This window comes from Akkermansia massiliensis, assembly GCF_018847375.1.
Classification (GTDB): Bacteria; Verrucomicrobiota; Verrucomicrobiia; order Verrucomicrobiales; family Akkermansiaceae; genus Akkermansia; species Akkermansia massiliensis.
The window spans coordinates 1,771,337-1,794,004 of sequence record NZ_CP072036.1 but is presented as its reverse complement, the minus strand read 5'-3'; the positions used below and the strand labels follow the sequence as shown (position 1 = coordinate 1,794,004).

Below are 22,668 nucleotides of genomic sequence, written 5' to 3'. Positions count from 1 at the left end.
TTGAGTTGTAATGAAATGATGCGTTGCATCAGTTCCAACCTTCATTATTCCCCTGTATGAATGCACGCTGTTTTAACGGGCCTAGTACATTGGTTTCAAATAAATTGAGGCATTTTCACGGTGGCAGGAATGAGTCTGTTTTTTCCTCTCATGCGTTTCTTCCGGCCCTTCCTCCGCGTTGCCCCTCGGCAAGAAAAGAAAATGAATACCCGGCCCCATTTCCACCGATATGGACATTATCACAAGCAGGAGATACCCTCTTCTCCAACCAGCCGTTCAAACTGCCGGAAAAAGTCTGCAACTGCATCCATTTCATGCTCCCCTCCTGTCAAATTATCTCTTTCCTCTCATCCGCACGGAAGACTCAATATGCTGAATCCCATAAAAAGGCCCTTCTCCGCCCCGTACGTTTCCGCCAGCCAAAGCCTCTTTGCCGCGTGCATAAAGAAGGGCGGTTTAAATGGACATGCAATCCCCTTCAAACCGCCCTGCCGGCAGGATTTCCATAACAGAAGAAACAGCCGGTAAACGAACACCGGGTGCCCTGCCTTCAAAGATTTTACCGCCTCATTTACCGGAAACAGAAGGCACCGGGCCTTCCAGTACGGCAGTAGCGCCCCTTGGAGCCGGTGGCGCTACCTCCAGGAACCTCTCCGTCACCGTCTCTTTTCTTTCCTCCGGATGGTCGATCAAAGAGATAACACGGTCCACCGCCTCGCATGCGTTGGGGTGCATTTCCTTCCGCGCCTCCCTCACAGCGCTGCAAGCCGTCCATGTGAATTCCTCCGTATGGGCATCCGCCTGTTTCATCACAGGCGCCAGAATCATGCCCTGATAAATGATCGCTCCAATAATGATCACCAGGCCGACACACCCGCAAGTCAGCGCGCCCCTGGCAGAACCATACGTCCTGTCATCACTCCTCTTTACCGCTACCGCTCCCAGAATAATAGCCAGAATGGCACAGAGAAGGCCGGGGACAATTGCTACCCACCCCAGACATGGAAGAAAGGCGAGCAACGCGAGAATCAATCCTACAATACCCAGAACCAATGCAAGAATGGTTGAAACGGTATCGGGGACGGAACGGCGGGGATCCGAGTAGTTTATTTTGTTCATCTTTCATTTTTTCATTGGATTTCCAGACACGGAAACGCTCTAATGTTAAAGAAAGCGTGTAAAATCTGTCAAGGAACCTCCTTGTTGCCCCTTAACGGCTCTCTCCTGTTCCAACATCCCCGGCTCATGTCAAAACAAAGGCCGAACGCTTCTCAATGCGCTAAAAATAAATACCATGATTGCATGGTCAATCATACTGCTTCCCTAGTTGCATACCTTCTTCAGAACATCGCCAGTATGACAAAAAACGCATGACACATCCATGGCCCTGCACCGGTTAGGAAGTTGTTTTTCCCTTTCCGCCTGCTGTTTTTTCATCCCGGAAGACCATTTTTCTTCCCCAAGCCTGCCCTCCTCCGCCAACACCATGCCAGATAAAACACGGCAGCTCCTCCATTGAGCAGCCCAGCCATAAACCAGACCGGAGCGCCCCGGTTCCTCTCCCATGCGGCACGTATATTCCCGCGGGCCATTTCCACATACCCGCGCGTCATGCCGCACAAAGGGCATTCCCGGTGCGGCACGGCCACGGAAGCCGCCAGTGAATTCATCCCGGCAGGACTGACTGTCAGGGCCATGAGGGACGGCGCCAACAACAGGAAGGACAGGATGGCCCATGCAGGCAGCCACACTTTCCTGATCATCCAGCTATTGCAGCATGAACGCCACGCAGAGCGCATGCAATTCATCGCCGTGCTCCCTTGAAAGCGTTTCAGAAACTACAGGTCCTGGGAACCCGTTTCATCAGCGGGGGAGGAATCCTCCGCCTCCCTGAGTCTTTTCAATTGCTCCTGGTTCTGCTGCTCCATCTGTTGAAGCTCTTTCTGGATCTCCTGCGCCTTCTTTTCCACATAATCCTGGTGCTGTTCCATGTAAGTCACGGTCGCGCTGGCCATCCATGCCTGGACAATGCCTGCTGCGGCAGATGCCGCCAACGCAATAATGGCGACAACAAGAGCGCCCTTGGGAGAGCCCTTGCTCACAGCCACAATACTCATGATGAGGGCAATAATGGCCAGCAGAGCCGCAGGAATCAGGGTAATCCAGCCCAGGCACGGGAAAAATCCGATCAACGCCAGCACCAGGGCAATAATGCCGAGGACCAAAGCAGCCGTGCAGGAAGGGGAACCGCTGCAGCAGGACGGAGGGGGAGAAGAATCAGGAGCATTCATCATCGTGTTATTCTATGGAGTTCAGTGAAAATTCCCTTTGGAACCTTCATCCCTTCCCTTACTGGAAGGGAGCATTCCTGTCAAGATGCAAGCTCTGCCATTCCGGACATCCGGCTGTCATTCCACGCCTCAAAGCATCAGATACCCCACCACCACAGCGGCTGTTCCCAAGAAGGCGCTGACCAGCATTAATTTCCGCTTCCCGCGGTTTTTCCACATCAGCAGAATTCCGGTAACATACAGTATAATCAGGGAAAGAGCCGCCCCGTATCCTAACGCAGTAAACCACCATCCCGCCTTCCCCTTGTGAGCCAGCATCAGATTGGGGTAAATGCCGGGCTCCACCACTTCCGCCCGGAGGGCATGGCCTTTCCTGAGGAACAGCACATGCGTATCCGTCATAGGACCCAGGAGGTAGTTCCCTTTGAACGGCCTTACCTTTCCTTCCGGCAATGCTACTCCGCGGCGTTCCAGTTCCCTGCAGGAATCCTCATAGGGCGGCTGGTCGGCGGCATTCAGCTCATGCACTTCCACATGGGAAGTGAAGTGCTGGTCCACGCCGCCCATGTACAGCAGGCCGGTCACGGCATACACCACGATCATCGGCAGGAAAAACAGGCTCAGGACCAAATGAAGGGAATGGGAAGACAACGCTTTCATCATTATTCAAGTAATTATGTTATTATCCGTGGAGCAACTCCGCCAACGCTTTTCCCAACCGCCCGATCTGGACGGTCCGATGGGCCGCCGTTACCGTAACGCGCAGACGGGCCGTTCCGCGGGGGACCGTAGGATAACGTATGGCGGGAGCCAGAAAACCGCGTTCCAGCAACGTACCCGCTGCGGCCAGGGCGGCATCATTCTCTCCCATTACCACGGGGAAGATGGAGGAAACGGGCCTGCCGGGCATTCCCAGCGCGGAGGACAAGGCATCCGCCAGCACGGAAACATGACGGCGCAGTTCCTGCCCTTCTGCACTCCGGATCACTTCCACCGCGGCCAGGGCGGCGGCGGCCAGGGCGGGAGGCGGAGCCGTGGAATAGATCAGGGACCGCGCAGAATTGATCATCACATCCGCCCAGGCGCGGGAACAGGCTACATAACCGCCGCTCACCCCGGCGGCCTTGCTCAAGGTCCCCATCTGAAAATCTATTCGGGAGGAGACGCCCAGTTCCTCCGCCAATCCCGCCCCGTGTTCTCCCAGCACACCGAATCCGTGTGCTTCATCCACCAGCAGCAGAGCGCCGAATTCATCCTTCAGGCGCACGATTTCCTGAAGAGGCGCGCGGTCCCCGTCCATGCTGAAAACGGATTCCGTCACCACCAGGATTCCGCCGGAAGGATTCGCGCTCCGCAAATGCTCCAGCTTTTTTCTCAATGATTCCATGTCGTTATGCAGGAACGTGGACAAGCGGGCACCGGACAGCCGCGCCCCGTCAATCAGGCTGGCATGGGACAGCTTGTCCATCAGCACCGTATCCTCCCGGTCCGCAATGGAGGTAATCACCCCCAGGGAGGTTGCGTAACCGGAGGAAAAGCTGACCGCCGCTTCAGTCCCCTTCAGATCAGCCAGGGCCTCCTCCAGACCGGAATGCGCCCGGCGCGTCCCCGTGACCAGGCGGGAAGCCATGGCCCCGGCCCCGCCATCACGCGCCGCACGGGAAAAAGCCTCCGCCAGGGCCGGATGATGAGCCAGGCCCAGGTAATCATTACTTGCCAGGTTGACTACCTCCCGGCCGTCCTCCATGCGGGCCATGCCGCCGGGCAGGCAATCCACATTCCGCAGAACGCGCAGCAGTCCCGCGGACTTCAACTCTGATAAAAACTGTCCAGGATTCTTCATAAGCGTTCTCGCTCCAGAAACATGTTAGCCGCCCACGTCAAGGCTCAGCACTACATTATGGCCGCCCATGGAAGCGGCGGACTTAACCAGCATCCGCCTCCCATCCAAAGGCAATTCTTCCGCAACACAAGCCGCACCTGCCGGGGAACTTACCCAGAAAGGATTAGGTGGCAAAGCCCCCTCCCTGATAAAAGCCAGCATCAGGGCCAGTTCCAGAATGCCGCTGCCGCCAATGGCATGACCCGTCCAGGGCTTCATCATCCTTAAATCCGGAAAGCCGGTTCCAAAAACCCGTTTTAAAGCGGCCCGCTCGGAAGCGGCATTCCCCGCCGTTCCACTGGCATGGGGGCAGACGGTCAAAGGAACCCTTCCATCCCAATTCCGCAGGGCGGCATCCAGCAGGGCGGCAATGCTCTTTCCATCCTCCGGCATTCCCAGCGGGCTGTAGGCATCTGAATTCACCAGATAATCCTTCACGTAAATGCCGGGACCGGAAGACAACTCCAGCGCCATGGCCGCCCCTCCCTCGGAAATGCACATGCCGTCGGCATGGGGACCGTAGGGATCATTCATTCCGTTGCGGGAAAGCATCCCGGAAGCCCAGTACGTCCCCAGCAGCTCCCGGCACAAGGGCAAATCCAGCCCGATAGCCAGCGCCCTCCTGACAATTCCCTGACGCATCAGCATGGCCGCCATGCCCACGGCATCCAGACCGGCGGCGCAGCCGCTCGCCAGCACGTGGTAAGGCCCGCGAATCCCCAGTTCAATGCTGACGCAGGAGGCAAGCTCACTGTGCAGGGAATTGGGAACGGCCAGAATCTTCATGGACCGCCGTCCGGGCCACGGGCTCAGCCAGCCGGAGGCGTTCCCGCGAGAACTGCCCACAATCAGGGCCGCATCCTTCAATTCTTCCTCTCCCCAACCGGCTTCCTCCACGGCCTGCCGCGCCAGCAGCAGTGCCAACTGGGAGGCAGGGCCGTTCCTGCGGCTGCATAAAAGCTTCCTGTCCGGAATCCACCCGCTCAAAACATCGCCCCACGGATGCCCCGCTCCCCACAGTTCCCTCAACGGCTTCAGCACGCTGCGCCCTTCCCTCACTCCGGTGAGATGGGCTGCCGCCCCCATGCCAAAGCCGGAAGCCAGCCCCAGGCCGCATACCCGCGGCTCCGGTCTTCCGTGACTTTTTCCCCCCGCAATCATGACGGCGGCCAGACTACTGCCGCACCCGGAAAAACTCAAGCTTCCGGTACGTCAGGAACAGCCAGGAAAAACGGTACCCCTGCCGTCTTGCAACGGGCTTCCTTTTATGGCAATCATAGTCCCATGACCATTCAGACCGCCGGATTTTTATCTCTTCTCTTCATGGCCATTTGCCTTCCCTCCCTCTCCTTTTCCTCACCGCAAGGAAAATTCCAGGCGGCTGACTGGGCGGTACTCCATTCCTCCCGGAACGACCAGCGGCACGTCTCCTCCCGCGGCGTCGTGCAAACAATGCTGGAAAACATTCAGCCGGCATGCGCATTCTCTCCGGACATGAGACCGGAAGACTTCCCCGCCTGGCAGAAGAAAGTCCGGGAAGCCATGAAAAAACTGATGAAATTCCCCCTTCATGACAACCTTCCCGCACCCGTCCTGGTAAAAACCGTGCAGAGGGAACACTACCGGGTAGAAAAATGGGAAGCCTATCCCCTCCCGGACGCTGCGGTACCGTTTCTGGTACTTGTTCCGGATACCGCTTCAGAAAAAAATCCGGTTCCCGTGCTATTCTGCATCCCCGGTTCTGATCAAACCAAGGAAGAACTGGCGGCGGAAACGTCTCCGGACCTGGCCCAGCCCCCCGTACCGCAGCCGGGCAGCAATGCCATGGCCTGCCACTACGTCAAACAGGGCTGGGCCGCCGTCGTGGTGGATAACGCCGGAACGGGAGAGGAGGGCGACGCCGAGCACGCCGCCGGCCGCTCTTCCCACGACTATGAAAACCTGGCCCGTTCCCTGCTGGAAATGGACTGGAGCTGGCTGGGCTACACCTCCTATATGGACCAATGCGTTCTGGACTGGGTAAAAACACGCCCCTGGGTGCAGAAAAACCGCATCATCCTGAGCGGCTTCTCCCTGGGAACGGAACCCATGATGGTGCTGGGCGTCCTGAATCCGGACATCTTTGCCTTTGTGTACAATGACTTCCTGTGCCGTACCCTGGAACGCGCCAAAGTCATGACCATGCCCAGCAACAGGGGAGTGCGCTCCGCGCCCAACTCCATCCGCCACCTCATTCCGGGTTTCTGGAAGCAGTTTGACTTTCCAGACATTGTGGCCGCTCTGGCTCCCCGCCCCGTAATCTGCACGGAAGGCGGCCTGGACAGGGACTTCCAACTCATCTCCGCGGCCTACCGCACAGCCGGAGCGCCGGACCATTTCCAGTACCGCCACCAGCCCCGCTTTGCAGACCCGGCCCAACGCTGGCACGGAGAACATTTGCCCGCAGGGCTGGACAGAGACGCCTTTTTCCGCCTCGCCAATGTGGACCCGAGCAACCACTTCTTCAAAAAAGACCTGGTCATTCCCTGGCTCAAGGGCCTTTTAGGCAGGGGACAGCAATAAGCGGGAAAACCATCCCGTTCTCAAACACGAGTTGTGCGGAATAACGGAACAGAACGTTTCCCCTGCCTTCAGGAATGCAGAAACAATCTGCGGCACACTTTCCGGAAGGCACAGCCCAGCTTCCCGAAAAAGCCGACGACTGCACGGGCTTCCCTGTTAACGTCCATAGTCTTGAATAAATAACGCCGTACGGCATCCACCAGGGAGCAGCCTGCATACACCGCAACAGCCATTGCCAGTACCTTCACGACCATCAACGCAGGGGAAGAAGACGCGGCCCATTCAAAGACATCCCATAAAAACCATTTGCCTATCAAAACATTGCAATGCAGCACATAAACACTGAACGAGGCGGCCGCCAGCCATGAAATGCAGGCAACCGTCCTGCGGGATGAAAAACGCATGCGGGAAAAAATCAGGAACAGGGCAACCGCCGTTCCTACAATGAACGGAGAATTATAGGCAATAAACGTTCCGCCGCCCCTTATCTGTCCAATCAGGTACGGGGACACCACGTCAAGAACCATCTTGAACGCCCAGACAAAACATACACACCCGGCATAAAGCATCCATAAGGCGCCCGTCCTCATTCCAGTCAACAGGCCATGCTTTTTAATATACATTCCCAGCATGTAGAGAACGCCCAGCCACCAGATGGAATACCCTCCCTCTACAGGAAACACATCCCTGTGAAGCAAGGTGGGAACCACGGAAAACAGAACAAAAACGGTAACCAGAAGATACTGGAACTGTGATTTGGTAAGCCGGTTCCCCAGGACATTAAGGAAAGGAATAAAGAAAAACAGCCCTACATACGCCGTCACATACCAATACTGGACGGTTAAAACGGGAAACAACGAATTCAGGACGTCATTAAAATGAACCACCTGGGAGGAAAACAGCAGCACCAGCAGCAGACTGCCCGCCGTATAAAAAATCACCTGGAACCATAAGGTAACCACGCGTTCATACCTGAACGTCCCGTCACAACATACATACCCAGTAATCAGCGCATAACAATTCACCCCGCAATAGGCGGCAATCTCCAGAAGCCACCCTACCCGGTAGGAAGCGGAATCATGATTGTCCAGCGGCAATACATGAGTGGCGGCCAAAAGATGAAGAACCAAAACCAGCATCATGGCGACAATGCGCAAGGCGTCTATTCCATAATTCCGCGACAGGGGAATATCCAGACCACCATAGGAAGAAGGCTTTCCTTTTCCCTGATCACCAGCCGACAGCAAGCTCATGGGGATATTTCAACGGATTTCTTATCCGTGGTCAAGTTCCAAGCTTGAGGGAAAAGTATTTGAGAAAAAACCTCCGCTGGTTTAAGGGTATTCCGCCGGGAACGGCAGGCTTCCGGCTTTCGGATAAAGCATAAAATCCCAGGAGGGGGAAAGCGGCATATCCTCCTGTTCATATATCTTTTCAAGGGCCGGGAGGCCCTTGTTCCCAGGGATTTCCTATTCTTTTTACACATGGCGGATCATGCTGCATCCCTGTGAAGAAAGGCTTTTCTTTCGGAAAACCTTTCCATCATTGATGAAAACGCGGATAAGAAATCCGCTGCCCATGATCAGGCAATCCGGCTGTCCAAATCGAACACCTGCCCGGAGGCTGCCGTGAGGACTTCCTGCAAAAACAGAATAAACGCCGCGGCCTGCTCCGGCGTATTGAACCTGCCCAGAACATGCCTGGACAAAGCAGACTCCTTCACGCTCTCCCTCAACCCGGCCGTCATCTCCGTCAGCATGAACCCCGGCAGCACCAGATTAACGCGTATTCCCTCCCTTCCCCATTCCCGCGCCAGGCTCTTCACCAGGCCTTCCAGCGCAGACTTGGAAGCGGCATAGGCCGCCTGGGACGGAGCCGGGCGAAGCGCCGCATAAGACCCCACCATTACTACCTGCCCCTCCCGCTTCTCCCTCGCCATGGCTGCGGCGGCACAGCGGGCGCACCAGGCGGCTCCCGTCACATTTACGTTCATCACCTCGTCCCACTCCTTTTCCGTCTGTTTCAGGAATGGCCTGTCTCTGGTAATTCCGGCGGCACACACCGCCAGGTCATACGGAGCATGTTCGTCAAACCAGCGGCGCACGGCGGAACGGTCCCCTACGTCCAGTTCAGCGTGTGACGGAGCATCCGCCTCCCATCCTGCGGCGGTAAAACACTCCACGGCAGCCCGCGCCAAACCGCCGTGGCCGCCGCTGATAAACATCCTTCCCATGCTGGAACCTCTCCGGAATCGTTAAAAGCCTCACTTGGGGTCCACCCACCGCCCGTACTCCTTGATCAGGTCCACCAGCCGCTCCACGGCCTCCTCCTGGGGAATGTTGAACTTGACGGGGGTGTGCTTCACGTACAGGTTGATCTTGTTCGGCGCGCCGCCCACATAGCCGAAATCGGCGTCCGCCATCTCGCCGGGACCGTTCACGATGCACCCCATCACGGCAATCCTCACGCCCTTCAAATGCTCCGTGGCCTTCCGGATGCGGGCCGTAGCCTCCTGAATATTGTACAGGGTGCGTCCGCAGGACGGGCAGGAAACGTAATCCGCACGCGTCAGGCGCGTCCCCGTAGCCTGCAAAATATTGAATCCGAGGAAGGAAGCCAGCCGGGGATCCGATTCCCCCTGAATCAGCACGGCATCTCCAATGCCGTCGCTCAGCAGGGAGCCGATATTGCGGGCGGCCACCAGCGGCACGTCCTCATCGGAAACGGAACCGGGCACCAGCGTATCCTTCAGCAGAATCAGGTGCCTGTCTTCCATGCGGGAAGCCAGAAGGCGGAACGCATACACGGGTTCCATGTCCAGGCCGTTCTTCACGGTGACAACGGACGGTTCGGCCAGTTCCTTCAGCGGCTCCAGCTCGTCACCGCAGCGGGGGTCCACCTCAATGGCCTCCAGTTGGCCGAAGGCCAGCTCCGGCATCATGTCCCCCATCGCATCCCGTTCCGTCTGGAGGGCGTAAAACCCCGCATCCGGCACCACCACGCGCACGGGCTGCTCCCAGCCCAGGCGCACCCCGTAACACATCGCCAGCCCTCCCTGCCTTTTGGAAAACTTCAGGGGATCATAGCTCAACTCCGGTTCGGGGAAGGAAGAAACGGGATCATCGGAACGCTCCGACGGCTGGAACGGATTGGACAGGCGGTAGGCCACAGGCACTTCCCGCACGGCGTCCTCCGTCAGGGAAACGCGCAGGGTATCCCCAATGCCGTCCGTCAGCAGGGACCCGATGCCCACCGCGCTCTTGATGCGGCCGTCCTCTCCGCCCCCGGCTTCCGTCACCCCCAGATGAATGGGATAATTCCAGTCCGGCCCCAGGGCATTCATGCGTTCCACCAGCAGGCGGTAGGCGGCCACCATCACCTTCACGTTGGAAGCCTTCATGGAAAACACCAGGGAATGGTAATCCAGGTCCCGGGCAATCTGAGCAAACTCAATCGCGCTCTCCACCATCCCCTCCGGCGTATCGCCAAAGCGGTTCAGAATGCGGTCGGACAGGGAGCCGTGGTTGGACCCGATGCGCATCGCGCGGCCATGCTCCCGGCAAAACAGCACCAGGGGCGTAAACTCCTCCCTCAGGCGGTCCAGTTCCTCACGGTATTCGGCGTCGGAATACTCCCTCACTTCAAACTTCTTCTTGTCGATGAAATTGCCAGGATTAATGCGTATCTTCTCCACCCACTTGGCGGCCTCCATGGCGGCGTCCGGCTTGAAATGAATATCAGCCACCAGCGGCACATGGCAACCCGCCGCGCGCAATTCACGGGAAATATTCTCCAGATTGGCCGCATACGCCTTGGTCTGGGCGGTCAGGCGGATAATCTCGCACCCCGCCGCGGCCAATTCCAGAGCCTCCTTCACGCAGGCATCCGTATCCCGCGTATCGGACGTCAGCATGGACTGGACCCGGATGGGATTGGAGCCGCCCACCCCCACATCCCCCACCATGACTTCACGGGTCACGCGGCGCGTATAACGGTAAGGACTCGGACAATAGGAAGACTGCATGAAACCACTCTACCGCGCCAGATTCCCCTGTCAACCATCCTTCAAAAACGGAAAGCCTTTTCACGTCAACCCATCAACATTGAAAAGGGAACGGAGCCGTTCCCGCTGCACGAAGACTTGATACGCTTTACAGCAAATTAACTATAACCAAGAATAACCATCATGTTTGAACCGCTCAGGAATGTCTTCATGCGAATAGCAGAAAAAGAGCAGGTAAAACTCCCCTCAACAACACCGGGAACAAGCTTTGGCTTGACACACAAAAAATTAACCCTGGACCACATTTCCTCCATAGGAGTCAAGGCAGGACTCTAAAAAAGATAAAGCACTGCCGGTTCCCACTAATCGCATCATTTCATCAATCCCTGTAACTTCTCAAGTTACCCATAACGGCAACGGCATCAGGAAAAAGAGCGGGCATCAGACAAGTTTTTCCGCAACTAAAAGCCCTTCTGAATCCGGAACCGGGTTACAACCTGGGAAATGCGGTTACACTTCCCTATTTCCCTGCATCGTTTGGGCAGATTGTATAAAGTGGTTCCTTTTAACATCATAGGGCTGCGTTATTTCTTTGGCGCTTCTTCCCATTGCCCGGACTCGAATCACCAATCGACGCACTTCCAAACTTGAGCTATTTTGCCAATATTCGCTAAGCAATTAAATTTCAATCACAAGAAACCTACCGTGTTTCTTCGGGTTTCATGAACAACTGCATATTCTTAAGCAAAGCTTCGTCCATTTGTTTTGCCAATGGCAAAACGGAAATATCCATCGTCTCGTTTTTCAGCATAACGGCCGTATTACCCCGTATGAAACTAATTGAGGAGTATTCTCCCTGGGGTACGGGGACTCCCAATTCATTGATTACCGGTTTGAGGCAGACATCGTAATCTCCCACCAGACCGGGATGTACCTGCAGGATTTTTTTCAGGATATCCGGCTTGATAAGTTGTTTTGATTGCTCCGCCTGCATCGCGAACATCGCTCTCAAGGCCTGGTCTTTCGTATGAAGATGCAGAATCGTGTAGGTGACGGGATAATCCCGTCCATTCTTGTTCACGCTAAAAGTACCGGAACATCCGTTGATATGAGATTCGTCATGACCTTTTTCCGCAATAAAAGGGATATTTACGTGCTTCTTGAGCCAGCGCACCGTTCCGATGCCGCTATTAATATTGGGTATCATTTCAGGCCCCTTGTCTTCGTTCCCGTCCGGCATATTCAGGTTGAGAATATTATCATTCCGTTGCAGCTCACGAGCATTCCGATCAATCCTGTCGTATAAGCCCTCGGGCATGCCTTTTGTTAATTTCCTTAATTCTTCTTCACGCCTGGTCCTCTTTTGATAAGGCATCTTTGAAATATCCTTCCACTTTTTCACCGCCTGCCGCGTCCTTTTCGGAAAATACCCGAATTGGCGTTTTCCATTAAGTGCGGCGAGTATAGTCTCTGATATTTCAAAAAGTTCTTTATCCTTAAGCTCTTTTCTAATAAGCGGAAAGAACCAGTGGTCAGCGGCAATGAGGGAAAACCCCTCCTGTTCTGCAAAGAATTCCCCACATAATTTTTTATCTTCGTCTAAAATAAACGGGACTTGCAGAAATGCCATTTTTATACCGTCACCAAACATGGTCCATCGGTATTCACGGTTACGGTTGACCGGAGGTCCCTGTTTTTGTGAGACAAGCATTTCATCTACTGCTTTCTGACGACTGTAGACGGGGTTTGGGGAGTAGAACATTTTGACGGCCATGTAGACGTTTCCCATGATATCGACAATGACCCAGTAATTCTGCTCATAGTCCCATCCCAGGTAGTACTGAGATATATTGAGCCCTTCCATGTCTTTTGCCGCCTCGGACTGTCCAGGAACAGGATTCCCGCCTGGTTTAATTTCCTCATACAGGTTATACAGACGGGCCTTGCGCTCAGCAGGATTGGATTTTATGGTGGTCTGGTTCCATACTGCGGCCGGTTTTATTTCCCAGACTGTTTGGCCGGGATACAGGTCATTCCCTGCAACAGGCGCCCCATGAAGAATCTGCCCTATGAGGGTTACGGCAATGAAGAAAAAGGGGAGAATTTTCATACTGTGCGTGCAAGTCATGATGGTTATTTGTTAAATGAGAAGTAGCAGCCGCCAGGTTCGGTAAAATTACTCCTGTTTTCATCGGATTTCAAATCGTCTTTTATGTAATCACTTTCCGATTTGTTGGTAGGACCTGCATTGTAGGGAACAGGGTTATGTACTTTACCTCCATAAAGGCACCAGGCATGGCCGGAGCGCCAGGATTTTGTCTCCTCCTGTCCTTGTGCGTTTGTTGTTTTTCTAGTTTCCGTCCACCCGACTCCTCTGGAACTGACTCCGCCCGAGCCGAGAACCGACGCAGAATATTCCATAAGACCGGCAGCTTCCACACAGATGATTTTTGCCGTTCCTTTGTCGATGGCATCTACCATTCCGGCTACCGACAAGGGCATGGGGTTTTGTTTCTGATCCACATACAGGGAGCCGGTTTTTCCCACTTCCGGGTTCCATTCATCGTAATAAGAAGCACTGTTGGATATACCGCGACTAAGCCTGTCCATAAGCTGATCATGGGTGGTCGCTCCGCTGAAGTTCCACTTCCCAAAAGCTGTTTTCAGCAGGGTTTTCCAAGGCTTGTCCAGATTACCCCTGTCAAGAAGAACATAGCATTTGCTGATGGTCATTTGTTCCTTGGCGGATAACTTCACTCCCAGAACAGAGAAACTCCAGGATGCATTTTCTGCGCGTCCCCGGCATTTTCTCTCCACGGCTTCCTTGGCGGTGACGACACCCTCGGCTTTTCCATTGGCAATGGACAATTCAGTTGCTTCAGAGGCAAATATTCCGTCGGTGCACGTTGCCTTGATTGTTTTCATGGAGTCCGGCAGCGCCTTGAAGGTGACAGTAAAGGAAGGAATATCCCCTGCATAGTACCCTACGGGTGATTTATCGTCATCCGGTGTTTTATCCTCCCTTTTGAATTCCGGAACCGGAACAGGCTTCCCTCTGAATTGATCGTGAATGGTGAAACCATTGCCCCCGGCATTTTCCCTGAACTTGGCGAACTGTATTTGAATTAACGGAGCTATGGCATCCATTTCATCTTCGGCCACCTCTCTTTTTCTCTTTGGACCGACCACCCCCATGTTCACCTTAACTTTGACCTTGAATTCAGTTCCCCAGTATTCTTCACTGGGAGAGCAAATTCCCGTAGAAGAAAATCCTCCCTTTCCCCTGGGAGGGTCGCTCGTCATGATTGGCGCAGGTTCCCATATATACTTTCTTGTTTTACCATATCGGTATTCTACCCATTCCTGTTCTGAGTCAGGAGTAAATTTGGCAACAGCTTTAAATTTGTAAACTTTGCCTTCCTGCTTGTCCAGTATGGCTTTATCCCCATCTTCGGACATGGCGACATTCTCGCCAGGAGTTATTTTTACTTCGCACTTGTAATCCTCCGCCGCGTGTAACGGCATCAGATGAAACAGTAATGCCGGCAAGAAGATGGCAGTAAATAATTTAATGCTCATTATTTTTTATTCTTTAACCATTCTTTCATTTGTTGAACGTCAAGTTCCGGTTTCTTGTTTGAACCCGGCAAATACTGTTTCCAATCAATTTTCAAAGCGGACATTTTTCTGACTTCATCGACTGAAAAGGGAATGGTGGTATCCGGCGCGAATGTAGCCCATTCAGAAGATCTGTAGAAATAGACCGTATCCTGCAAACTGGCCCACGCTTTTTTCATTTGTTGCCGGAAGTCCTTCCTGTCCTCCGTTTCCCATATTTTCAGTCTCCATCTCCAGTTCTTTTTGATTTCATCTGGAGCCTGGGTAGCAAGAAGGTGTCTGTAGGCATAAATTCCAAGTTTTCTTGATGAGAAGATTTCTTTCCCGTTTAACAGCCTCATGTCTTGGCTGGCAGCCCATAATTTTAAGAGGCTAGAAGAAAGTTTACTTGCCTGCTCGGAGTTCAAAGGAGGGGGAGATGGTATGCAAAGCCCATAGTAGAATGATTTTTGATTTAGTCTTTCCAGGAGTTTGTCGACAGCAATTTTCGTTTCGTCCAGGGATGAGATAAATACTCCGTTGAGGGTTGTAGAAACTGAGTAGTTTTTCAATATTCTGACGTAGTACCACCCTGAGCCTTCGACGATGAAATTCTTGTAAACTCCACATCCGGCAAATGATTTAACCCTGCTTCGCGCCAGAACAGGCAGGGGTATGTAATCCTTAAGCCCGTCATAGGAAGGTTCCCGGAATAAGTCTTCTTCCTGAACTTCCTCCTCTTTTCCAAGTCCCAGGAAGGAGTCAAAATCAAAATTGGCAGGTAGTTTTCTGATTTCGAGTATGTAATCCTTGAGGCTGTTGTCCAGATCATTGTCGGCAAGCGGGGTTGGATCATAAAAATAAAAGGAGAGGAGCTGTTTTTTGTCCGGAACCTGAATCAGCACGCCAAGGTCCGGACCGTCAAAGTCTCTGTCTACGGATTCTCCCCGGTCACTCCACCGGGCAAGCGTTCTGGTCGTGCTGATGGGGCAGTAAAGGATGTTTTCGTCACCCCGTTCATTTTCCCAGATAACTTTTCCGGATACACCGCTTTCACCCACTTTGACGTGTGGACCCTTGACGGATTCGCATCTGTATGCATTGTCAAAAGCCTCAAGGACGGAACCCATAGGACCGGCAGCTCCGCACAGGAGCATGTAACTCCGTCCATAGCGTTCGCACCAGTCGCCCCGGGTAGCCCAGTCTTCATACCAGAAAAGGGCTTTTGCAGGGGGATTTGTTTTTTTCATTCCATCAATTGCTGTCCTGGTTTTTAAAAGTTCCGACAGTTGTCCAATGCCCGGGAAAGAAGGATGCTTCACATCATTCAACGGGAAAATCCGTTTTCTCTCTACATGGCCCAAATGCAATAATCCTTTTCCATACGTTCCGGCATACAAGCTGCCATCCGGCAGAGAAGCAAAACTGGTCACGCTGACCAATTTTTCCACTTCATCGTCACAGGGCATATCCACAGTCTGAATTTTTTGTAAATTTTTCCGCACAAAAGAAACGCCCTTTTCCCTGAATCCTATCCACATCCCTTGGGAAGACGGATAAAAACAGGTGATATAATCCTCCGGCAAAAGAGAATCGTCATTGTTTTCCCTACGGTTCATTTTCAAGAGTTTTTGAGCATGCCGGACAGACGTTTTCTCATCCGGTTTCCATAGTCCTTCATTTTTCGCCCCATAGTCCCTGCCCCTCAGAAAGTTCCAGTCTGTTTTATTTTTAGAGTACCCGAGTCCGGAATTGGTGCCTACCCAAATCCAGCCCGATTCGGCACAAATCGCGTTGCAAAAATTTGAAGGCAGGCCTTTCCCTCTGGCTTCAAATGGTTGGCGAACTCTCTGCAGCGTATCCCAATACCACTTTGTCTGCACTACATTCCACCGTGAATATCCGTTGGAAGGTTCTGCTGAAGCCACTCCGGAAGTTTGAAAAGCTGCCCAAAGAGTTCCTTTTCGATCAAAGGAGAGAGAAGCAATCTGGTCCTCCGGCAAACCTTCCGCCCTTGTGTAATCTTTCCATGATTCCGTTTCCGGTTGATAAACAGTCAGGCCGCCGGAAGTAGCAATAGCCACATCTCCACTGACAGGAGATACAGCCATGGCGAAGATCCTCTCCCCCGGCAAGGCATTTGACTGGTTGTACTGTTGCCATGATTTCCCATTCCACACAGCCACTCCTTTATTGTCTGTCCCCACCCAGATACGCCCCTGCCTGTCTTCGAGAAGAGCATAGAAATTTGTTGTATCAGGCAGCCCGTTTCCTTTCTGCTGCTCCCATTTTTCCCCTCCGTATGGCAAGCGCATCAATCCCTTCCCTTCCGTCGCAACCCAAATATCTCCTGAACGGGTGCAAACGATAGACGTAATAAAGGAAGCTGGACAAGCAGGCAATTCTCCGCCATTTGAAGGAATGCCCATGTATAAAAAACAATAGATCCAAATAAATAAATAAGATCTAACAATCAGAAACATAAAAAAATAGTAAAATAAACACGTAAAAAGTCAATTGTTAAGTCTACTTGCCAAGGAGCGCAAAAAAGATGACTGAGCCACTGGTACAGATCCAGTTCAACGAAACCGGCCCAGTCTGCTGAAAAATAACTAAACTAAAAATGAACCCCTGAAAAGAGGAACACGCTTCCTCCCCCCCGGTTTGTTGAAAATTAATTCATTGGAAATAAACGTAGAAGATGTCAACGACATCGAACTTGACTCCGCGAGAAATAGTCTAAGCCGTTTTTAAGTCATTAATTTCATCATCAACAATTCCTCCGGGACATTTCACAAGCATAAGCTTTTCCCAAATCCGCGGCATGCTTTTCCGCCCCTGCGGAAAGCCGGATGGAGCCGGCAGGCGGAATGCCTTCAACGCAGGGCCTGTCCTCCATCAGCCCGAGGATTTCATCCCTGGTCAGCATCACGTCACGATGAAGCATCCCCATGATGCCGGCGACGGCATAGGCGGCCCACAGAGGAACGGACAGTACCGGACGACGGGCCCCGTCACCTTTCCCAGCATGGAAAACAATCCGCGGGACGTATACGTTTCTGGCCTCACCGCTTCAATCACGCTGTTTTACCCGTCTTCCCGCAACGCTTCCCGGGACCGCCAGGAGCGGTCAAATCCTGTACATGAACCGGCGGAAGGCGGTTTTCTCCATTCCCCGGAAACCGTTACAGCATGGACTGCACCACAAACAACACGACAGACCCCACATAAACGGCCGCCAGCACCACGGCGGCGCAACACAGGAAGAGCCTGTATCCACAGGCCAGTACCATCCTTCTGAGCTGGGATTCCGGATGCCGCCGCGCCCACCACGCATACAGCAGAAAAAGCACAGCCGTTCCGGCTGAAACAAACAGAGATTCCTTCAACAGAGGCGGATAATAATCAAACACCACCCTGTTCCGCCCCTCCTGAAGGCGCACCGCCATCAATTCCCCCACCTTTTCCACGGGCACGTCCACCCCGTTCCGCGTGGCCTTCCATCCACGGTCATGCACCACCGGAACCATCAGCGCCTCCCCCTTTCCGGCAGAGAGGGACACTTCCACATGGCCTCCGCGTCCGTGCGCCTCCAACCCGTATTGATCCTGGCCTTTCCCCAGAACCGGAACATCCTGCTCCGGCATTCGCGCCGCAGCCGCCAGAAGAGGAGCCTCCACCAGCCGCCGCATCCTTCCCTCCACCACGGTTTCCCCGGTTACACCCGCACGCTTTAATTCCAATGCTCCATTATAGGTGCGGCACGTCCCGCCGGGGGCCTTCTGCGCTTCCGCCATGACGGGCACCGCGCGGCCATTGACGCGGAGTTCCTCCGTATCCGTCTGCGGGAAGCCGTACACCGCGCCGGGATATTCCGGCACGCTCATCCGGTAAAAGTTGCCATTCCTCTCCGTCCGCACTTCTACGGGAGCATACAGGGGGCCTTCCGCTGACGGGCAAAGCGCGGCATGCAGGGCATTGAGATTGCTGAACACGCCGGCTTCCGCATCCAGCCGCAGCCCCAGCGCGCTCTGGGGAACCACCAGCCCCCAGCGGGCGCCCGGAAGCCTGTATAAATACATGCCTTCCCGGGAAAGCACGCTCTCCATTCCTTCCACGGGACGGGACGCCAGCAAAAAGCCATGGCCCAGCAGCAGATCGGAAAACAGGGTGCCCCCCTGACCGTACGTGCGTGTGAATTCATCCCGGTACCCCAGGTTTTTCAGAAAACGGAAATGGCTGATGCTCGTGGTATGCCGGAAGTTGCCGATGCTCGGGACAGGCCCCAGGCAATCCGCGTTGTCCACCAGCAGGCGGTCCCTATCTTTCACGCGCAGAAGCCCGGCGTACCCGTCCATTCCGCGCGCCAGCCATTCCGCATTCAGGGCCAGTACAGCGGCCTTTTCCTCTTCTCCCTGCTTCCAGAACGCGGCAGCCCCCACGGGCAGCCCCAGCAGCATCACGGCGGCTATGGACCACACCAGCCTTTTGCCTTCCACATGCCTCCAGCACAGCCATGCGCATGAAAAAAACAGCAGAGGCAGAAGGCGCGCCACCAGGTCCATATCCGTCACGTGAAGGACAATCAGGGAGACGGCAAACGCCGCCACGGGAAGGCCAAGACTCCATCCCCAGCCCCAGCGCCGCCCCGCCGACTGCGGCAGCCTCCCACCGGACAGGATCCAGGCGCAGAACGACGCCACCACCAGATTGGGAATGAACCCGAACCGGACCGGAAAATCCACGTAGCTCCACAGATGGGCGGCGCGGTGAAGGGGTTCAATGAACGCAGGGAGCATGGACGCCGCCAGCAGGAGAAGAAACAGCCGCCTCCCCCTGTTCGCCGGCGGAGCCTCCTTCCTCCCGTAAACCAGATAGACGGCAGCCAAAGCGGCGCACGCCATTCCCGGCAGGCAGGCATACAGGCGTTCCAGGAATTTGGGAGGGTCAAACGGCCAGGACAGTTCAAAAAAAGTGGGGGGAGTCATGAACAGGGACCGCATGGAATCCCGGCTCATCTCCATCATGGGCAGCCAGTAATAGCAGGTCGCCAGCGTCACCGCCGCCGTGTACCAGAACACGCGCGCCAGCCGGACGCGGCGTTCTGCCGTCCCTTTCAGGGGAAGCGTAAAGGCCCACGCGAACAGCCAGCCGGTCACGACGGCCATGAAAGCGCTGTACATGGAGGTAGCCAGCAGAAAGAGGCCGACGGCATACAGCCACCCCCTCCCTCCGTTCACCAGCTGGTAAAGGCCCAGGGCAAACAGGGGGAACATGGCGGCGTGGTCCAGGAACTGCATGAACCCGTACTTGGTCTGGAAAAATCCCCCCAGGGCATAACCCGCCGTCAGCAGCACGGTCCAGCATACGGGCAGGGAGGGGAAGACGCGTCTCAGGAACCAGGAAGCCGTCAGGCAGATGCAGGCCGCGTCCGCCAGCATCACCCATACCATGTCCTTCAACAGGAAGGAGTCTCCCATCGCCACCACAATCCAGGTGGAGGGAACTAGCAGCTGGTGCGGCAGGGAGGGGCTCACGCGGATGCCCGCTCCTCCATTGACATCATAAAAGAAGGATCCGTCCAACGCTCCGGTCATCAGGGCGGAGGCATAATATTTCAAGGTGGGATACACCATCTGCCCGTTATCCATGTATTCCAGGTAATGGCCGCCAAGCGGCCAAATTCCGCGCACCGCCAGGAACAGGAACAGAACGGCCAGGGCGAACGCAACAGACGCCAGAGACGTCAATACCGGGCGGGAAGAAGCGGGTTCCATGGCTCAATCAGCGGACAAACGGTTCGGCGGCCTGGACCAGGCGCAGGGCGCGGGCGCATTCCTCCACATCATGAACGCGGTGAATACGGGCGCCGTGCAAATGTCCCCATACCGTCATCACGGCGGTGCTCAGCGGCGCCCGCCCCTGCTCCGCATCACCCAGAACGGCTCCCAGCATGCGCTTGCGGGAAAGGCCCAGCAATACCGGACGTCCCGCCACCTCCAGCCTGTCCATATTGGACAGCAGGGCCAGATTGTGTTCCAGCGTCTTGCCGAAGCCGATGCCGGGGTCCCAGCAAATCTGCTCCGGGACCAGGCCGCGGCCCAGCAGAAAATCATAACGCTCCTCAAAATAGCCGCGCACCTCCCGCACCACGTCTTCATAAAAAGGCGCGTTCTGCATCGTTTCAGGCCGTCCCTGCATGTGCATCGCCACTACGCCGCAGCGCGCCTCCGCACACAGCTCCGCCATTCCCTCCTCCTGCAATCCGGAAATATCATTGATCACGTCCGCTCCCGCTTCCAGCACAGCCGCCGCCACGGCGGCATGGCGCGTATCCACGGAAATCACGGCGTCCGTGCATGGGCGGAGTTCCCGCACCACGGGAAGCACCCGGTCCAGTTCTTCCTCCACGGAGACCTCCGCCGCACCCGGCCTGGTGGATTCCCCCCCAATGTCCAGAATAAGGGCTCCCTGCCGCTCAAGCTCTTTTGCATGGGAAACGGCGCGTTCCACCGTATGGAAACGCCCTCCGTCGGAAAAGGAATCCGGAGTGACGTTTACAATTCCCATCAGCACGCCGCCGCGCGCCACATTCAATATGTCTCGCCTTACAAGCCAGTTCATCTAATTACGTTCTTGTCAAAGGCACTATACATCACTTTAATAAGTCAGAAACACTTTTTTCACCATGAAAACAACGCCCCTGCTTCTCATCATCCCCCTGCTCATGACGGCCGGAGCCCTGGCGGCCAGCCAGGATGATTTCAACGTCCAGACCGCTTCCTCCCGCATGGTCAAGCATGAAGACGGGTCGCGCAGCTACTTTGAAAAGACCGGGGACGGCAAGGGGATGAAAAAAACCACTTACAACATCCACAACGTTCTCGTTTCCGTAACCCTCTACAAAAGAGGCCCCTTTGGAGAACTGCGCTCATGCCTGATCTTTGACGGGCAGAAGAACGAACTCTTTTTCGTACGCTACGGTTACGACGGCAACGCCAACCTGAGGGAGGAGCAAATGTTCGATTCCAAGAGCAAGGAACTCGTGCGCCGCTTCCTTTACACATATGACGACATGGGCAACCGCAGCAAGCCCGTGTGCATCACGCTGGTCAAGAGCACCAAGGACATTGAGACGCACGCCGTTCCCACCGCTCCGGAAAAGGACCCCTTTGCCGCCGATTTTAAAAAGAAGAGCAAGTAAGCGCCGGACCCTCGGGGCAATGGTTCCCCCCTTCGCGCATGCCATCCGTTTTCTCCGTCTTTCAACCGGCCGCCGTCTCTGTGATGCGCGGCCGGTTTGACGTTATACCGCCGTGCGGGAAAATTGCGGCGAGTTCCGGAGACGGACGTTTTCTTTCCCCAGAAAAAGACCTGGTCCAAAGGCATGCCCGAGGTTTGAAACACGGCAAATCCGCGCCAACCACCCTGGCCAGGCGCACGACGGCCCATTTAAAGGAGGAACAGCTTCCTAAAAAGCCATTTTATTCTCCATCGCTGGCTTCCAGCCTGTTACGCCAGCGGCGGGCCACCCAGGGGCGCACCAGCCCGTAAAGCAGGTAAATGGAGAAAATGACCGCGGGCATCACCCACGGGAATTTGAAGATGCAGATGACCGTCAGCACAATGAGCACGATCGCGTACATAGTCCCCCGCGTGCGCATGTTGATGTGCTTGAAGCTGGGATAAACCACCCGGCTCATCATCAGGACGGACACCCCCGCCATCGCCAGGGCAATCACGTACTTGAAGACGCCCAGGTCCATGGCCCCGTTCGGAGCCCTTCCCGCCAGGTACATCACCAGGTACATGGTGGAAACCACGGCTCCCGCCGCCATCGGAACGGGCAGCCCCACAAAGTCGCTGCTCTGCCCCTCCTTGCGGGGAGCGGCGGCCATGCAGTTGAACCGCGCCAGGCGCAGGGCGGCGCACAGCAGGTACAGGATGCCTATGCCCCAGCCAACCTCCGGCGGAGAAAGCTGGAACAGGACGGCCTTGGCCACCAGCAGCGCAGGGGCAATGCCGAAGGAGACGATGTCCGCCAGGGAATCGAATTCCCGGCCGAAGGGGCCGTCCTGCCCGCGCATGCGGGCAATGCGGCCGTCAAACAAGTCAAACAGGCACGCCGCGAAAATCAGGAACGTGGCATTCTGGTAATAGGAGAAGGCCGCCACGGCGTCGCTGTCCGCCTGGTTGATCCCTTCAAAAATCGTCAGAATGGCGAAAAACCCGCACACCAGGTTCCCTGCCGTAAACAGGTTCGGCAGAATGGGAATCTCAGGTTCGTCCGGAAAAATCTTCTTGTCCATGATCGGTGTCCAGTGGGGCGCCCC

General features: G+C 55.1%; 20 protein-coding genes. 4 read left to right on the top strand and 16 right to left on the bottom strand.

Annotated features, from left to right (window positions below):
- Positions 1-567: 567 nt before the first annotated feature.
- Together J5W70_RS07510 and J5W70_RS13010 are read right to left on the bottom strand one after the other, a co-directional pair.
- Positions 568-1,119, bottom strand: coding sequence for a hypothetical protein (locus tag J5W70_RS07510; protein WP_022396259.1), 552 nt, complete (start codon positions 1,117-1,119; stop codon positions 568-570).
- A gap of 314 nt (positions 1,120-1,433) precedes the next feature.
- Positions 1,434-1,592, bottom strand: a complete 159-nt coding sequence (locus J5W70_RS13010) for a hypothetical protein (RefSeq protein WP_417001680.1) — start codon at positions 1,590-1,592, stop codon at positions 1,434-1,436.
- A 19-nt stretch (positions 1,593-1,611) separates the two neighbouring features.
- Here J5W70_RS13010 and J5W70_RS07500 point away from each other — a divergent pair, with 19 nt between their 5' ends.
- Positions 1,612-1,824 carry a hypothetical protein gene (locus J5W70_RS07500; protein ID WP_022396260.1) on the top strand — a complete coding sequence of 71 codons (213 nt, stop codon included), beginning with the start codon at positions 1,612-1,614 and terminating at the stop codon, positions 1,822-1,824.
- Positions 1,825-1,838: 14 nt separating this feature from the next.
- On the opposite strand, the gene J5W70_RS07495 is transcribed toward J5W70_RS07500, so the two are convergent.
- From J5W70_RS07495 to J5W70_RS07480, 4 genes are all read right to left on the bottom strand, one after another.
- Positions 1,839-2,294, bottom strand: coding sequence for a hypothetical protein (locus J5W70_RS07495; protein ID WP_215832688.1), 456 nt, complete (start codon positions 2,292-2,294; stop codon positions 1,839-1,841).
- A gap of 126 nt (positions 2,295-2,420) precedes the next feature.
- The gene (locus tag J5W70_RS07490) at positions 2,421-2,954 is read right to left on the bottom strand and encodes a hypothetical protein (RefSeq protein ID WP_022396262.1); all 534 of its coding nucleotides are present in this window, start codon (positions 2,952-2,954) and stop codon (positions 2,421-2,423) included.
- Positions 2,955-2,973: 19 nt separating this feature from the next.
- A complete protein-coding gene (locus J5W70_RS07485) occupies positions 2,974-4,134 on the bottom strand; it encodes an aminotransferase class I/II-fold pyridoxal phosphate-dependent enzyme (RefSeq protein WP_022396263.1) in 1,161 nt (386 codons plus the stop codon).
- Between the two features lie 24 nt (positions 4,135-4,158).
- Positions 4,159-5,373: a beta-ketoacyl synthase N-terminal-like domain-containing protein gene (locus tag J5W70_RS07480; protein WP_146019549.1), complete on the bottom strand. Its 1,215-nt coding sequence runs from the start codon at positions 5,371-5,373 to the stop codon at positions 4,159-4,161.
- Positions 5,374-5,457: 84 nt separating this feature from the next.
- Here J5W70_RS07480 and J5W70_RS07475 point away from each other — a divergent pair, with 84 nt between their 5' ends.
- The gene (locus J5W70_RS07475; RefSeq protein WP_022396265.1) at positions 5,458-6,735 is read left to right on the top strand and encodes an alpha/beta hydrolase family protein; all 1,278 of its coding nucleotides are present in this window, start codon (positions 5,458-5,460) and stop codon (positions 6,733-6,735) included.
- A 68-nt stretch (positions 6,736-6,803) separates the two neighbouring features.
- On the opposite strand, the gene J5W70_RS07470 is transcribed toward J5W70_RS07475, so the two are convergent.
- The 3 genes from J5W70_RS07470 to ispG form a co-directional block, all read right to left on the bottom strand.
- Entirely contained in the window at positions 6,804-7,988 is a 1,185-nt protein-coding gene (locus tag J5W70_RS07470) for an acyltransferase (protein ID WP_022396266.1), read from the bottom strand.
- 329 nt (positions 7,989-8,317) lie between these two features.
- Positions 8,318-8,968, bottom strand: a complete 651-nt coding sequence (locus J5W70_RS07465; protein ID WP_022396267.1) for an SDR family NAD(P)-dependent oxidoreductase — start codon at positions 8,966-8,968, stop codon at positions 8,318-8,320.
- A 30-nt stretch (positions 8,969-8,998) separates the two neighbouring features.
- Entirely contained in the window at positions 8,999-10,759 is a 1,761-nt protein-coding gene (gene ispG, locus J5W70_RS07460) for a (E)-4-hydroxy-3-methylbut-2-enyl-diphosphate synthase (protein WP_022396268.1), read from the bottom strand.
- A 162-nt stretch (positions 10,760-10,921) separates the two neighbouring features.
- On the opposite strand from ispG, the gene J5W70_RS07455 reads away from it, so the two are divergent.
- Positions 10,922-11,074, top strand: a complete 153-nt coding sequence (locus J5W70_RS07455) for a hypothetical protein (protein WP_156340805.1) — start codon at positions 10,922-10,924, stop codon at positions 11,072-11,074.
- Positions 11,075-11,438: 364 nt separating this feature from the next.
- On the opposite strand, the gene J5W70_RS07450 is transcribed toward J5W70_RS07455, so the two are convergent.
- From J5W70_RS07450 to folP, 6 genes are all read right to left on the bottom strand, one after another.
- The gene (locus tag J5W70_RS07450; protein WP_022396269.1) at positions 11,439-12,848 is read right to left on the bottom strand and encodes a hypothetical protein; all 1,410 of its coding nucleotides are present in this window, start codon (positions 12,846-12,848) and stop codon (positions 11,439-11,441) included.
- Between the two features lie 23 nt (positions 12,849-12,871).
- A complete protein-coding gene (locus J5W70_RS07445) occupies positions 12,872-14,317 on the bottom strand; it encodes a hypothetical protein (protein WP_022396270.1) in 1,446 nt (481 codons plus the stop codon).
- Positions 14,317-16,764 carry a ligand-binding sensor domain-containing protein gene (locus J5W70_RS07440; protein ID WP_215832687.1) on the bottom strand — a complete coding sequence of 816 codons (2,448 nt, stop codon included), beginning with the start codon at positions 16,762-16,764 and terminating at the stop codon, positions 14,317-14,319. Before J5W70_RS07440 ends, J5W70_RS07445 begins: the two co-directional genes overlap by 1 nt.
- Before the next feature lie 341 nt (positions 16,765-17,105).
- Positions 17,106-17,288: a hypothetical protein gene (locus J5W70_RS07435; protein ID WP_022396272.1), complete on the bottom strand. Its 183-nt coding sequence runs from the start codon at positions 17,286-17,288 to the stop codon at positions 17,106-17,108.
- Positions 17,289-17,520: 232 nt separating this feature from the next.
- Complete coding sequence (locus J5W70_RS07430; RefSeq protein WP_022396273.1) at positions 17,521-20,112, bottom strand: YfhO family protein; 2,592 nt, start codon at positions 20,110-20,112, stop codon at positions 17,521-17,523.
- A gap of 7 nt (positions 20,113-20,119) precedes the next feature.
- Entirely contained in the window at positions 20,120-20,959 is an 840-nt protein-coding gene (gene folP, locus J5W70_RS07425) for a dihydropteroate synthase (RefSeq protein WP_022396274.1), read from the bottom strand.
- Between the two features lie 64 nt (positions 20,960-21,023).
- Here folP and J5W70_RS07420 point away from each other — a divergent pair, with 64 nt between their 5' ends.
- Positions 21,024-21,539 (top strand): hypothetical protein, encoded by a 516-nt coding sequence (locus tag J5W70_RS07420; protein ID WP_022396275.1) that lies wholly within the window; start codon positions 21,024-21,026, stop codon positions 21,537-21,539.
- Between the two features lie 280 nt (positions 21,540-21,819).
- On the opposite strand, the gene pssA is transcribed toward J5W70_RS07420, so the two are convergent.
- Positions 21,820-22,644 (bottom strand): CDP-diacylglycerol--serine O-phosphatidyltransferase, encoded by an 825-nt coding sequence (gene pssA, locus J5W70_RS07415; protein ID WP_022396276.1) that lies wholly within the window; start codon positions 22,642-22,644, stop codon positions 21,820-21,822.
- Between the last annotated feature and the right edge of the window lie 24 nt (positions 22,645-22,668).

Bases quoted from the DNA above. Each gene is read 5' to 3' on its own strand.
- J5W70_RS07430 (WP_022396273.1), bottom strand. From the start codon at position 20,112: ATGGAACCCGCTTCTTCCCGCCCGGTATTGACGTCTCTGGCGTCTGTT.
- J5W70_RS13010 (WP_417001680.1), bottom strand. From the start codon at position 1,592: ATGGCCCGCGGGAATATACGTGCCGCATGGGAGAGGAACCGGGGCGCT.
- J5W70_RS07495 (WP_215832688.1), bottom strand. From the start codon at position 2,294: ATGATGAATGCTCCTGATTCTTCTCCCCCTCCGTCCTGCTGCAGCGGT.
- J5W70_RS07435 (WP_022396272.1), bottom strand. From the start codon at position 17,288: ATGGGGATGCTTCATCGTGACGTGATGCTGACCAGGGATGAAATCCTC.
- folP (WP_022396274.1), bottom strand. From the start codon at position 20,959: ATGAACTGGCTTGTAAGGCGAGACATATTGAATGTGGCGCGCGGCGGC.
- J5W70_RS07465 (WP_022396267.1), bottom strand. From the start codon at position 8,968: ATGGGAAGGATGTTTATCAGCGGCGGCCACGGCGGTTTGGCGCGGGCT.
- J5W70_RS07490 (WP_022396262.1), bottom strand. From the start codon at position 2,954: ATGATGAAAGCGTTGTCTTCCCATTCCCTTCATTTGGTCCTGAGCCTG.
- J5W70_RS07440 (WP_215832687.1), bottom strand. From the start codon at position 16,764: ATGGGCATTCCTTCAAATGGCGGAGAATTGCCTGCTTGTCCAGCTTCC.
- J5W70_RS07510 (WP_022396259.1), bottom strand. From the start codon at position 1,119: ATGAACAAAATAAACTACTCGGATCCCCGCCGTTCCGTCCCCGATACC.
- J5W70_RS07475 (WP_022396265.1), top strand. From the start codon at position 5,458: ATGACCATTCAGACCGCCGGATTTTTATCTCTTCTCTTCATGGCCATT.
- J5W70_RS07500 (WP_022396260.1), top strand. From the start codon at position 1,612: ATGCCGCACAAAGGGCATTCCCGGTGCGGCACGGCCACGGAAGCCGCC.
- J5W70_RS07420 (WP_022396275.1), top strand. From the start codon at position 21,024: ATGAAAACAACGCCCCTGCTTCTCATCATCCCCCTGCTCATGACGGCC.
- ispG (WP_022396268.1), bottom strand. From the start codon at position 10,759: ATGCAGTCTTCCTATTGTCCGAGTCCTTACCGTTATACGCGCCGCGTG.
- pssA (WP_022396276.1), bottom strand. From the start codon at position 22,644: ATGGACAAGAAGATTTTTCCGGACGAACCTGAGATTCCCATTCTGCCG.
- J5W70_RS07470 (WP_022396266.1), bottom strand. From the start codon at position 7,988: ATGAGCTTGCTGTCGGCTGGTGATCAGGGAAAAGGAAAGCCTTCTTCC.
- J5W70_RS07485 (WP_022396263.1), bottom strand. From the start codon at position 4,134: ATGAAGAATCCTGGACAGTTTTTATCAGAGTTGAAGTCCGCGGGACTG.
- J5W70_RS07445 (WP_022396270.1), bottom strand. From the start codon at position 14,317: ATGAGCATTAAATTATTTACTGCCATCTTCTTGCCGGCATTACTGTTT.
- J5W70_RS07455 (WP_156340805.1), top strand. From the start codon at position 10,922: ATGTTTGAACCGCTCAGGAATGTCTTCATGCGAATAGCAGAAAAAGAG.
- J5W70_RS07450 (WP_022396269.1), bottom strand. From the start codon at position 12,848: ATGAAAATTCTCCCCTTTTTCTTCATTGCCGTAACCCTCATAGGGCAG.